Raw genomic sequence first — 12162 nt, 5'->3', positions numbered from 1 at the left:
TTACTCTGCGGTATGAGCGTCGGTGGCGCAGGCGGGTTTGCCAGCAGCGTATTTAAGACTGGGGTCGACCAGGGCATCGAAGCGTTTCAGGGCTTCGGAGCCAATCAGCAGCGGGTATTGGAAGGCGCTGCGGTCGGTCAAGTTCACTTCGATGCTGCGCAAGGCGCTGCCCATGCACACATCCAGGGCGATCACCGGCCGGGCGGTGTAGTTCTTGTCTTCATCGGGGTCATAGTCGCCGGCGCGGCGCTTGATCTTGCTGACCCGGGCCAGAGGCCGCTCGATGGGGTGGCTGTGGGCGGTGTCGATGGCCAGGTAGAAACGCACCCAGGATTCGCCATTGCGCTTGAAGCGCTTGATGTCGCGGGCACTCAGGGACGCGGTCTTGGCGCCGGTGTCGAGCTTGGCCGCGACTTCCAGGTCAATGTCCGACAACCGTGCGTATTCATTCAAACCGTAGACAGTCTTGCCGGCGGCGGCGCTGATGCCGGGAAGGGCAAGCAGGCAGAGGAGGGGGGGGAGGGCCTTGAGTCTCATAGATCCTGATGGGCATGGGTTCTTCAATTCAAGGCGACCGGCATTGCTGCGCAAGCTCCCTCGTGTGCGTGCCATAAAAAGATGACAGGCCAATGCGGGCGGCATTCTAGCATGCTGGTTTTGCCGCGCCAGGGCTGGGGGCGGGCCTTTTGTCTCGTTTTGGTGCAAAGGGTTATTAGACGATTGTCGACAATCTCAATTTTTCCTTTGACTGTTTTCGGGGTATTGGCTAGTTTTTGCCTCATTGATTTTCAAGGTGTCGACAATATGCTGGATCAACTGGAACATCCGCTGCCGGCGCAGGACGATTCTGAAACCCTGTCCGAAAACGTCTTCCGGCGTATCCAGGCCGCCATCGTCAAGGGCGAGATCGCCCCGGGCAGCAAGATCTCCGAACCGGAATTGGCCCGAACCTACGGCATCAGTCGTGGCCCGTTGCGCGAGGCCATCCACCGCCTGGAAGGCCAGCGCCTGCTGGTGCGGGTGCCCCATGTCGGCGCCCGGGTGGTGTCCCTGAGCCACGCCGAACTGATCGAACTCTACGAAATCCGCGAATCCCTGGAAGGCATGGCCTGTCGCCTGGCGGCGGAGCGCATGACCGGCGAGGAGATCGACGAACTGCGCCGGGTGCTCGATACCCACGAGCGCGATGCGGCGTTCCAGGCCGGCGTCGGCTACTACCAGCAGGAAGGGGATTTCGACTTCCACTACCGGATCATCCAGGGCGCGGGCAATCGCACCCTCACGCAGATGCTCTGTGGCGAGCTGTATCAGCTGGTGCGCATGTACCGCATCCAGTTTTCCGCGACCCCCAACCGCCCGCACCAGGCCTTTGCCGAACACCACCGGATTCTCGATGCCATTGCCGATCGCGACGGCGAACTGGCCGAGTTGTTGATGCGCCGCCACATCGGCGCCTCGAAACGCAATATTGCGCGTCACTACCAGGACAGCGCCCATCAGACAGCCACTCCACGAGGTGAGTCATGAGTTCCAACAAGAGCACTCCAGGCCAGCGTTTCCGCGATGCGGTCGCCAGCGAACAGCCGTTGCAAGTGGTCGGCGCGATCAACGCCAACCACGCCCTGCTGGCCAAGCGCGCCGGTTTCAAGGCCATCTACCTGTCCGGTGGCGGGGTCGCCGCAGGCTCCCTCGGCGTACCTGACCTGGGCATCACCGGCCTCGACGACGTCCTCACCGACGTGCGCCGCATCACCGACGTCTGCGACCTGCCGCTGCTGGTGGACGTGGACACCGGCTTCGGCTCCTCGGCCTTCAACGTGGCGCGCACCGTCAAGTCGATGATCAAGTTCGGCGCCGCGGCGATTCATATCGAAGACCAGGTCGGCGCCAAGCGCTGCGGTCACCGCCCGAACAAGGAGATCGTCTCCCAGCAGGAAATGGTCGACCGCATCAAGGCCGCGGTGGATGCCCGCACCGACGACAGTTTCGTGATCATGGCGCGCACCGACGCCCTGGCGGTGGAAGGCCTGGAATCGGCCCTGGAGCGCGCCGCGGCGTGCATCGAGGCCGGTGCCGACATGGTGTTCCCGGAAGCCATCACCGAGCTTGAGATGTACAAGATCTTCGCCGACCGGGTGAAGGCGCCGATCCTGGCCAACATCACCGAATTCGGCGCGACCCCGCTGTACACCACCGAACAACTGAAATCCGTGGATGTTTCCCTGGTGCTGTACCCGCTGTCGGCGTTCCGTGCCATGAACAAGGCGGCGGAAAACGTCTACACCGCGATCCGTCGCGACGGCACCCAGCAGAACGTGATCGACACCATGCAGACCCGCATGGAGCTCTACGAGCGCATCGACTACCACAGCTTCGAACAGAAGCTCGACGCGCTGTTCGCACAGAAGAAAGGTTGAATGAATGCTTGCTCGCGATGGCCGTCAACGCTGACGCGCAGCCCCTGACTCGCTGGGGCGCGCGGGCCTGGATCGCGAGCAAGCTCGCTCCTACAGTGTCGGGGTGAGTCCCGACCAACGAAGTTGCCAAGTCCCTAACAAATTCAAGATTGGAGAGAGCAATGGCCGAAGCAAAAGTATTGAGTGGTGCAGGTCTGCGCGGCCAGGTCGCCGGGCAAACCGCGCTGTCCACCGTGGGCCAGGCCGGTGCCGGATTGACCTACCGCGGCTATGACGTGCGCGAACTGGCGGCCGATGCGCAGTTCGAGGAAGTCGCCTACCTGTTGCTGTACGGCGACCTGCCGACCCAGGAACAGCTGGCCGCCTACAGCGCCAAGCTGAGCAAGCTGCGGGATCTGCCGCAAGCCCTGAAGGAAGTGCTGGAGCGGATTCCGGCCCAGGCCCATCCGATGGACGTGATGCGCACCGGTTGCTCGTTCCTCGGCAACATCGAGCCGGAGAAGGACTTCTCCCAGCAGCACGATGTCACCGACCGCCTGCTGGCGGCCTTCCCGGCGATCATGTGCTACTGGTACCGCTTCAGTCATGAAGGCGTGCGCATCAACTGCGTCAGCGACGAGCAGACCATTGGTGGCCACTTCCTGCACCTGCTGCACGGCAAGAAGCCCAGCGACTTGCACGTCAAGGTGATGAACGTCTCGCTGATTCTCTACGCCGAGCACGAGTTCAACGCCTCCACCTTCACCGCCCGGGTCTGTGCCTCGACCCTGTCGGACCTGTACTCGTGCATCACCGCCGCCATCGGTTCGCTGCGTGGCCCGCTGCACGGTGGCGCCAACGAAGCGGCCATGGAGCTGATCGAGCGCTTCCACAGCCCTGAAGAGGCGACCGCCGAACTGCTGCGGATGCTGGAGCGCAAGGACAAGATCATGGGCTTTGGCCACGCGATCTACAAAGACAGCGACCCGCGCAACGAGGTGATCAAGGGCTGGTCGAAGCAGCTGGCTGACGAAGTCGGTGACAAGGTGCTGTTCCCGGTGTCCGAAGCCATCGACAAGACCATGTGGGAGCAGAAGAAGCTGTTCCCCAACGCCGACTTCTACCACGCCTCGGCGTACCACTTCATGGGCATCCCCACCAAGCTGTTCACTCCGATCTTCGTCTGCTCGCGCCTGACCGGCTGGGCCGCCCACGTGTTCGAGCAGCGGGGCAACAACCGCATCATCCGTCCAAGCGCCGAGTACATCGGCGTTGAACAGCGCAAGTTCGTGCCAATCGAACGCCGCTGACCGGGAGGGCGCCGGCGCTGTGGCTTGAATGCTCCACACCTGTAGGAGCGAGCTTGCTCGCGATCGCGATGGATCAGCTGACAGCGATGTCGGATCGGATTCAGTCATCGCGAGCAAGCTCGCCCCCACAACGGATGGATGCCCATTCAGCCCCGTGCCGGACGCTCCCTTTGAAACTACCGTGATCGAGTCCCCTGACCATGAACACTGAATTTCGCAAGACGCTGCCCGGCAGCCAGCTGGACTATTTCGACGCCCGTGCGGCGGTCGATGCGCTGCAGCCCGGGGCCTACGACAGCCTGCCCTACACCTCCCGCGTACTGGCGGAAAACCTGGTGCGTCGCTGTGATCCGGCGACCCTCAACGCCTCCCTCGGGCAACTGATCGAGCGCCGCGACGACCTGGACTTCCCGTGGTTCCCGGCCCGCGTGGTGTGCCACGACATCCTCGGCCAGACCGCGCTGGTGGACCTGGCCGGCCTGCGCGACGCCATCGCCGATCAGGGCGGTGACCCGGCCCTGGTCAACCCGGTGGTGCCGACCCAGCTGATCGTCGACCACTCCCTGGCCGTGGAATGCGGCGGTTTCGACCCGGACGCCTTCGACAAGAATCGCGCCATCGAAGACCGGCGCAACGAAGACCGTTTCCACTTCATCAACTGGACCAAGAAGGCCTTCAAGAACGTCGACGTGATCCCGCCGGGCAACGGCATCATGCACCAGATCAACCTGGAGAAAATGTCCCCGGTGATCCAGGTGCGCGACGGGGTGGCCTTCCCTGATACCTGCGTCGGCACCGACAGCCATACCCCCCACGTGGATGCCCTGGGCGTGATCGCCATCGGCGTCGGCGGCCTGGAAGCCGAGAACGTCATGCTCGGTCGCGCTTCGTGGATGCGCCTGCCGGAAATCATCGGCGTCGAGCTCACCGGCAAGCTGCAACCGGGGATCACCGCCACCGACATGGTGCTGGCGCTGACCGAGTTCCTGCGCAAGCAGAAAGTGGTCGGGGCCTGGCTGGAGTTCTTTGGCGCAGGCGCCGCGGCCCTGACCCTGGGCGACCGCGCCACCATCTCCAACATGGCCCCGGAATACGGCGCCACCGCGGCGATGTTCTACATCGACCAGCAGACCATCGACTACCTCAAGCTCACCGGTCGTGAAGACGAACAAGTGCGTCTGGTAGAGAGCTACGCCAAGCACACCGGCCTGTGGGCCGACAGCCTGAAGAGCGCGCGTTACGAGCGCGGCCTGCAGTTCGACCTGTCGTCGGTGGTGCGCAACATGGCCGGGCCGAGCAACCCCCACGCCCGAGTCGCCACCCGCGACCTGGCGGCCAAGGGCATTGCCGGGCAGTGGTCCGAAGTGCCGGGGCAGATGCCCGACGGCGCGGTGATCATCGCCGCCATCACCAGTTGCACCAACACCAGCAACCCGCGCAACGTGATCGCCGCCGGCCTGCTGGCGCGCAACGCCAACAAGCTGGGGTTGACCCGCAAGCCGTGGGTCAAGTCGTCCCTGGCCCCGGGTTCGAAAACCGTGGCCATGTACCTGGAAGAAGCCGGCCTGGGCCATGAGCTGGAGCAGCTGGGCTTTGGCGTGGTGGCCTTTGCCTGCACCACCTGCAACGGCATGTCCGGCGCCCTGGACCCGGTGATCCAGAAAGAGATCATCGATCGCGACCTGTACGCCACCGCCGTGCTGTCGGGCAACCGCAATTTCGACGGGCGCATCCACCCTTATGCCAAGCAGGCGTTCCTGGCTTCGCCGCCGCTGGTGGTGGCCTACGCGATTGCCGGCACCATCCGCTTCGATATCGAAAAGGATGTGCTGGGCCTGGATGCCGACGGCCGGGAAATCCGCCTCAAGGACATCTGGCCGAGCGACGAAGAGATCGACGCCGTGGTCAAGTCAGCGGTCAAGCCGGAGCAGTTCCGCAAGGTCTACATCCCGATGTTCGCCATCCACGAAGACACCGGCCCGAAAGTCGAGCCGCTGTACGACTGGCGCCCGCAGAGCACCTACATCCGCCGTCCGCCTTATTGGGAAGGGGCGCTGGCCGGGGAGCGCAGCCTCAAGGGCATGCGCCCGCTGGCAGTGCTGCCGGACAACATCACCACCGACCACCTGTCGCCGTCCAACGCCATCATGCTCGACAGTGCGGCCGGTGAGTACCTGGCGAAAATGGGCCTGCCGGAAGAGGACTTCAACTCCTACGCGACCCACCGTGGCGACCACTTGACCGCCCAGCGTGCGACCTTCGCCAACCCGAAACTGTTCAATGAAATGGTCCAGGAAAACGGCAAGGTCAAGCAGGGCTCCCTGGCGCGGATCGAGCCGGAAGGCAAAGTGACGCGGATGTGGGAAGCCATCGAAACCTACATGCAGCGCAAGCAGCCGCTGATCATCATTGCCGGCGCCGACTACGGCCAGGGTTCGTCCCGCGACTGGGCGGCCAAGGGCGTGCGCCTGGCGGGCGTGGAAGCCATCGTCGCCGAAGGCTTCGAGCGCATCCACCGCACCAATCTGGTGGGCATGGGCGTGCTGCCGCTGGAGTTCCTCGCGGGCACCGACCGCAAGACCCTGGGCATCGACGGCACTGAAACCTACGACGTGATCGGCGAACGCACGCCACGGGCGCAGTTGACCCTGGTGATCAACCGCCGCAACGGCGAGCGGTTGGAGGTGCCGGTCACCTGCCGCCTCGACACCGCCGAAGAAGTGTCGATCTACGAGGCGGGTGGGGTGCTGCAACGCTTCGCCCAGGACTTCCTGGAATCGGCCGTAGCCAGCTAAGCAACGTACCGGGGGCGGGCCGCAAGGCACCGCCCCCGGTCATTATCGGGACCTGAAATTCATGGCATTTGTAGCGCAGATCAAGATTCCCGCCACCTACATGCGTGGCGGCACCAGCAAGGGCGTGTTCTTCAACCTCAAGGACCTGCCCGAGGCGGCCCAGCTGCCGGGCGCGGCCCGCGATGCCCTGCTGTTGCGGGTGATCGGCAGCCCCGATCCCTATGACAAGCAGATCGACGGCATGGGCGGCGCCACCTCCAGCACCAGCAAGACGGTGATCCTGTCCAAGAGCATCAAGGCCGATCACGACGTCGACTACCTGTTCGGCCAGGTGGCCATCGACAAGGCCTTCGTCGACTGGAGCGGCAACTGCGGCAACCTCTCGGCGGCGGTCGGTTCGTTCGCCATCAGCAGCGGCCTGGTGGACCCGGCGCGCATTCCGCAGAACGGCGTGGCGGTGGTGCGTATCTGGCAGGCCAATATCGGCAAGAGCATCATCGCCCACGTGCCGATCACCAATGGCGAGGTTCAGGAAACCGGTGATTTCGAGCTGGACGGCGTGACCTTTCCGGCGGCCGAAGTGCAACTGGAGTTTCTCGATCCGGCGGCCGAGGAGGAGGGCGCCGGCGGTTCGATGTTCCCCACCGGCAACCTGGTGGACGACCTGGAAGTGCCCGGTGTCGGCACCTTCAAGGCGACCCTGATCAACGCCGGGATTCCAACGATCTTCGTCAACGCGGCGGACATCGGTTATCGCGGCACCGAACTGCAGGGCGACATCAATGGCGACCCCAAGGCCCTGGCGATGTTCGAGACCATCCGCGCCCACGGTGCCCTGCGCATGGGCCTGATTCAGCACCTGGACCAAGCCGCTCAGCGCCAGCACACGCCGAAGGTGGCCTTTGTCGCGCCGCCGGCGGATTACCAGGCCTCCAGCGGCAAGGCGATCAAGGCCGGGGACGTCGACCTGCTGGTGCGGGCCCTGTCCATGGGCAAGCTGCACCACGCGATGATGGGCACCGCCGCGGTCGCCATCGGCACCGCGGCGGCGATTCCGGGGACCCTGGTCAACCTGGCGGCCGGTGGTGGTGCGCGCAGCGCGGTGCGTTTTGGCCACCCTTCGGGCACCTTGCGCGTTGGCGCCGAAGCCACCCGGAACGGCGATGACTGGACCGTGGTCAAGGCCATCATGAGCCGCAGCGCGCGGGTGCTGATGGAAGGCTGGGTGCGAGTGCCTGGCGACAGTTTCTAAGCAGAGTAGTGTCGGTGGTGGCGGGGCTTAAGGTGGCGCGGGAGCTTGCTCCCGCTCGGCCGCGTAGCGGTTGTAAGCCCTGAGTTCGCGATTGACCTGTTGCAACGCATGGACCGCCTTTGGGGCGGCTGTGCCACCCAGCGGGAGCAAGCTCCCTCGCCACCACCGCCAAGCGTGACGTTGTTATTGAATCGCTGAGCAGGCGCAGACCTGCGATGCCGTTATTGACCTGTACCCGAGGAATCACCGCTACCCACAACCTTGCAACAGGAGTGAAGCCCTCATGAGCGCCAACGTAGACCTGAACAACCGTCCCGAGTACGACCAGGTCCTGCAGGACATCGCCGACTATGTCCTGACCTATTCCATCGACTCCCAAGAAGCCCTCGACACCGCTCGCAACTGCCTGATGGACACCCTGGGCTGCGGCCTGCTGGCCTTGCGTTTTCCCGAATGCACCAAGCACCTGGGGCCGTTCGTCGAAGGCACCGTGGTGCCCTTTGGTGCGCGGGTGCCCGGTACCAGCTACCGCCTCGACCCGGTAAAGGCGGCCTGGGACATCGGCTGCATCGTGCGCTGGCTGGACTACAACGACACCTGGCTGGCGGCCGAGTGGGGGCATCCTTCGGACAACCTCGGCGGGATTCTGGCAGTGGCCGATCACCTGTCGCAAAAGCGCGTGGCCAATGGCGAGGCGCCGCTGACCATGAGCGATGTGCTCAAGGCGATGATCATGGCTCATGAGATTCAGGGCGTGATGGCCCTGGAAAACTCCTTCAACCGCGTCGGGCTCGATCATGTGCTGCTGGTGAAAGTCGCCTCCACCGCCGTCTGCGCCCAACTGATGGGGGCCGATCGCGAGCAACTGCTGGCGGCGCTGTCCCAGGCCTTCGTCGATGGCCAGGCGCTGCGCACCTACCGTCATGCGCCGAATGCCGGTTCACGCAAATCCTGGGCGGCGGGGGATGCAACCAGTCGCGGGGTGCGCCTGGCGGATATCGCCCTGCGCGGCGAGATGGGCATTCCCGGGGTGCTCAGCGCGCCGCAGTGGGGTTTCTATGACGTGCTGTTCAGCCATACCAACAAGGACCTGGCGCTCAAGCCCGAGGGCCAGCGGCAGTTCAAGCTGGCGCAGGAATACGCCAGCTACGTGATGGAAAACGTGCTGTTCAAGATCAGCTTCCCGGCGGAGTTTCATGCGCAGACCGCGTGTGAGGCGGCGGTGATCCTGCATCCGAAAGTGCGCAATCGCCTGCACGAAATCGACCGCATCGTCATCACCACCCATGAGTCGGCGATCCGCATCATTTCCAAGGTCGGGCCGCTGGCCAATGCCGCCGATCGCGATCACTGCCTGCAATACATGACCGCCGTGCCCCTGGCCTTCGGCACCCTGGTGGCCGAGCACTATGAGGACGACTTTCACGCCGCGCACCCGATCATCGACCAGTTGCGCGAGAAGATGCAGATCGTCGAGGACCCGCGTTACACCCGGGAATACCTGGAAGCCGACAAGCGCTCGATCGCCAACGCGATCCAGGTGTTCTTCAAGGACGGCTCCAGCACTGAACAGGTGGCGGTGGAATACCCCATCGGCCACCGGCGCCGCCGCGCCGAAGGCATCCCGCTGCTGGAAGGCAAGTTCAAGGCCAACCTGGCCACGCGCTTCACCGCCCAGCGCGCGACGCAGATTTTCCGGCTGTGCAAGGACCCGGCACGGCTGCAGGCGACGCCGGTGCACCGGTTCGTCGACCTGCTGGTGATCTGAGGCCGTTCCCTCTCTTGTAGGAGCGAGCCTGCTCGCGAAGCACGTCAAGGATGACGCGGACTTGCCGGGCGAACGGGGTGCCCTCAGAAGCATCGCGAGCAAGCACGCTCTTACGGATTTTCCTGGGGTTGGGCGGCTGTTTTGGACAGCCATTTATCCAGCGGCAATTTGGTGATGGCGAAGCCGCCGAGCAGGGTCGAGGCATACAGCAGCAGATCGCTGGACAGGCTCAGGCCTTCGTACCAGGCGCCGATGATCACTGCGAACACCGGGAAGATGATGAAGACGAAGGACAGGATCACCGGATTCAGGCGTTTGAGCAGGAAGAAGTAGACGATAAACCCGCCCACCGAGGCGACCAGTCCCAGGTACAGCAGGGCGCCCCAGGAGCGGGGGCTGATGGCCGAGTAATCCGGGTTTTCCATCCACAGGCCGGCCAGGCACAGCAGCAGGCCGGCGATGCCGATGGGCAGGGCGTTGTAGGTGATGACGCTGATGGCGCTCCCGTGTTTCTTGGTGACGACGTAGCACAAGGCATGCAGCAGCGCCGCGCCGAGAATCGCCAGCACTCCCGAGAGTTCGTTGTGATCGTTGAGCAGGCCCTGGCCGCGGATGATCTGGAACAGGCTGGCAAAGCCGACGGCGATGCCGAGTACCTGCGCCAGGTGGATTTTTTCCCGCAGCAGCAGGGCGGAAAAGATCAGGATGAACACCGGCATGCAGCTGAACAGCAGGGCGGTCAGTCCCGAGGACACGTGCACCTCGCCGTAGTTGAGCAAGGTATAGGGCAGGCTGAAATAGCACAGGGTGACGAACAGCAGGAAACCGCGGCTGCCCTTGGGGAACATCAGCGGCTCGCGGCGCAGCCAGGCAAAGCAGGCAAACAGCGGAAAGGCGATCAAGAAGCGCAGCCCGGCCGCGGTCAGGGGCGGCGTGCTGGCCACGGCCACCTTGATCCCCAGCCAGGTGGTGCCCCAGCTCAGGCAGACAATCAGGAACAGGGTGCAGGTCACCAGGGTGGCGAGCCAGTGGCGCGCAGGCACTTGAGCGGTCGGTGCTGCCGTGGTGGTTGTGGTCACGCTGACACTCCTTTCGTGATCGGTAATTGACCCCTATATTGAGCGGGTCATTTCCGGTGATTGAACCTGTAAAGCACGTTATTGGGGTAAATGATGGCTGTCAAAGTAAGTATTGACATGGTGTCAATGTTGCGTTCCGCCTTGCACGAAGGGGCGGGGCCCAAGTACAAGCGCCTGGCCGACGCACTGGATCAGGGCATTGACCAGGGGCTGCTGGCCCCTGGCAGCAAGCTGTTTCCCCATCGGCAGCTGGCCGATCAACTGGGGGTGACCATTGGCACCATCAGTCGCGCCTATGCCGAACTGGAGCGCATGGGGCAGGTGGTGGCGCGGGTCGGTGATGGCACCTACGTGCGTCAGGACGGCTTGCAGCGTTCGCGCGACGCGGGGTTTCGTCACGTCGGGGACGAGTCGCCCGCGCTGTTCGACATGAGCCGCAATACGCATATTCCCGGGGCGGAGAGCCGTTTGCTCGCTCAGGGCCTGCGGGCGCTGGCGGACGATCCCCAAGGGCTGCTGGAGGTGGCTCGCTACAGCCCGGAGGTCGGGCTGGCGCGCTATCGCGAGGCCGGCGCGCGCTGGCTGACCCAGGCAGGGTTGCAGGTCGATGCCTCGCAGGTGATCTGCGTCAACGGCGCCCAGCACGGCTTGCATATCGCCCTGCTGGCGCTGCTCAAGGCCGGGGATACCCTGGCCACCGAGCACCTGACCTATCCGGGCCTGATCAGTACCGCACGGATGCAGGGGATCAAGTTGCTGGGCCTGCCCATGGATGAGCAGGGGCTGCTGCCCGAGGCGCTGGAAGAGGCGTGCCGGCATCACCGACTGGCGGCCCTGTATTGCACGCCGACCTTGCAGAACCCCAGCACCGCGGTGCAGTCCGCGGCGCGCCGGGAGGCGATCGCCGACGTCTGCCGGCGGCATAACCTGTTGATTCTGGAGGACGAAACCCACGCGGTGCTGATGGCCCGGCGGCCGGCGCCGCTGGCGCATTTTGCCCCTGAGCGCACGGTGCTGATCAGCAGCTTGAGCAAGGCCGTGGCCGCGGGGTTGCGGGTCGGTTTCCTGTGCGGGCCGGCGCCGCTGGTGGGACGATTGGCCGCCGCGCTGCGGGCGACCTGCTGGATGGCCACGCCGCTCGCCCTGGAGCTGGCTGCCGGTTGGATCGACAACGGTATTGCCGAACGCCTGCGTCAGCAGCAAATGCTCGAGATCACCCGGCGCAAGGGGTTGGTGGTGGGGCTGCTACAGGGGTTGCAATGGCGCAGTCCAGAGGCCTGCCCGCATTTCTGGATCCGCGTTCCCGAGCCCTGGCGGGCCTCGGAGATCGAGGCGCACCTGAAGCAGCAGCACTATCTGGTGGCCACTGCCGAGACCTTTGCCGTGGGTCAGGCGGCGGTGCCGCAGTTCATTCGTGCCAGTGTCTGCAACACCACGGCCGATGATCGGAAACTGACCGAGGGCTTTGCTGCCCTGGCGACGGCGTTACACCAGGAGCGCGGATTGCCGGGGTGGTGACGGGGTGATGGGGGCAAGCCTTGTGGCAGGGACGATTCCTTGCC

At 64.4% G+C, this 12162-nt stretch carries 9 protein-coding genes; 7 read left to right on the top strand and 2 right to left on the bottom strand.

Annotation, left to right across the window (positions count from 1 at the left end):
* Window positions 1–537, bottom strand: a complete 537-nt coding sequence (locus tag L1O02_RS21535; protein WP_060838278.1) for an ATP-dependent zinc protease — start codon at window positions 535–537, stop codon at window positions 1–3.
* A 267-nt stretch (window positions 538–804) separates the two neighbouring features.
* Between L1O02_RS21535 and L1O02_RS21530 the strand changes: the two genes are divergently transcribed.
* From L1O02_RS21530 to prpD, 6 genes are all read left to right on the top strand, one after another.
* A complete protein-coding gene (locus L1O02_RS21530; RefSeq protein WP_060838279.1) occupies window positions 805–1527 on the top strand; it encodes a GntR family transcriptional regulator in 723 nt (240 codons plus the stop codon).
* On the top strand, window positions 1524–2417 hold the full coding sequence (prpB, locus tag L1O02_RS21525; RefSeq protein WP_011060181.1) for a methylisocitrate lyase: 894 nt from the start codon (window positions 1524–1526) through the stop codon (window positions 2415–2417). The genes L1O02_RS21530 and prpB overlap by 4 nt, the downstream gene beginning before the upstream one ends.
* A gap of 161 nt (window positions 2418–2578) precedes the next feature.
* Entirely contained in the window at window positions 2579–3706 is a 1128-nt protein-coding gene (gene prpC / locus L1O02_RS21520) for a 2-methylcitrate synthase (protein ID WP_235758677.1), read from the top strand.
* A gap of 200 nt (window positions 3707–3906) precedes the next feature.
* The gene (gene acnD, locus L1O02_RS21515) at window positions 3907–6501 is read left to right on the top strand and encodes a Fe/S-dependent 2-methylisocitrate dehydratase AcnD (RefSeq protein ID WP_060838281.1); all 2595 of its coding nucleotides are present in this window, start codon (window positions 3907–3909) and stop codon (window positions 6499–6501) included.
* Between the two features lie 61 nt (window positions 6502–6562).
* Entirely contained in the window at window positions 6563–7753 is a 1191-nt protein-coding gene (gene prpF / locus L1O02_RS21510) for a 2-methylaconitate cis-trans isomerase PrpF (protein WP_060838282.1), read from the top strand.
* Between the two features lie 283 nt (window positions 7754–8036).
* Window positions 8037–9521: a 2-methylcitrate dehydratase gene (gene prpD, locus L1O02_RS21505; RefSeq protein WP_235758675.1), complete on the top strand. Its 1485-nt coding sequence runs from the start codon at window positions 8037–8039 to the stop codon at window positions 9519–9521.
* Between the two features lie 110 nt (window positions 9522–9631).
* On the opposite strand, the gene L1O02_RS21500 is transcribed toward prpD, so the two are convergent.
* The gene (locus tag L1O02_RS21500) at window positions 9632–10600 is read right to left on the bottom strand and encodes a DMT family transporter (RefSeq protein WP_060838284.1); all 969 of its coding nucleotides are present in this window, start codon (window positions 10598–10600) and stop codon (window positions 9632–9634) included.
* Between the two features lie 93 nt (window positions 10601–10693).
* On the opposite strand from L1O02_RS21500, the gene L1O02_RS21495 reads away from it, so the two are divergent.
* Window positions 10694–12118 carry a PLP-dependent aminotransferase family protein gene (locus L1O02_RS21495; protein WP_235758673.1) on the top strand — a complete coding sequence of 475 codons (1425 nt, stop codon included), beginning with the start codon at window positions 10694–10696 and terminating at the stop codon, window positions 12116–12118.
* The last annotated feature ends 44 nt before the right edge of the window (window positions 12119–12162 follow it).

Source organism: Pseudomonas sp. BC42 (assembly GCF_021560055.1).
Taxonomy (GTDB): Bacteria; Pseudomonadota; Gammaproteobacteria; order Pseudomonadales; family Pseudomonadaceae; genus Aquipseudomonas.
This window is presented reverse-complemented; position numbering and strand designations above follow the sequence as displayed.

Excerpts from the sequence above, each read along its gene's own strand:
- L1O02_RS21495 (WP_235758673.1), top strand. The coding sequence starts at position 10,694 with ATGGCTGTCAAAGTAAGTATTGACATGGTGTCAATGTTGCGTTCCGCC.
- prpF (WP_060838282.1), top strand. The coding sequence starts at position 6,563 with ATGGCATTTGTAGCGCAGATCAAGATTCCCGCCACCTACATGCGTGGC.
- L1O02_RS21535 (WP_060838278.1), bottom strand. The coding sequence starts at position 537 with ATGAGACTCAAGGCCCTCCCCCCCCTCCTCTGCCTGCTTGCCCTTCCC.
- prpB (WP_011060181.1), top strand. The coding sequence starts at position 1,524 with ATGAGTTCCAACAAGAGCACTCCAGGCCAGCGTTTCCGCGATGCGGTC.
- prpD (WP_235758675.1), top strand. The coding sequence starts at position 8,037 with ATGAGCGCCAACGTAGACCTGAACAACCGTCCCGAGTACGACCAGGTC.
- L1O02_RS21530 (WP_060838279.1), top strand. The coding sequence starts at position 805 with ATGCTGGATCAACTGGAACATCCGCTGCCGGCGCAGGACGATTCTGAA.
- acnD (WP_060838281.1), top strand. The coding sequence starts at position 3,907 with ATGAACACTGAATTTCGCAAGACGCTGCCCGGCAGCCAGCTGGACTAT.
- prpC (WP_235758677.1), top strand. The coding sequence starts at position 2,579 with ATGGCCGAAGCAAAAGTATTGAGTGGTGCAGGTCTGCGCGGCCAGGTC.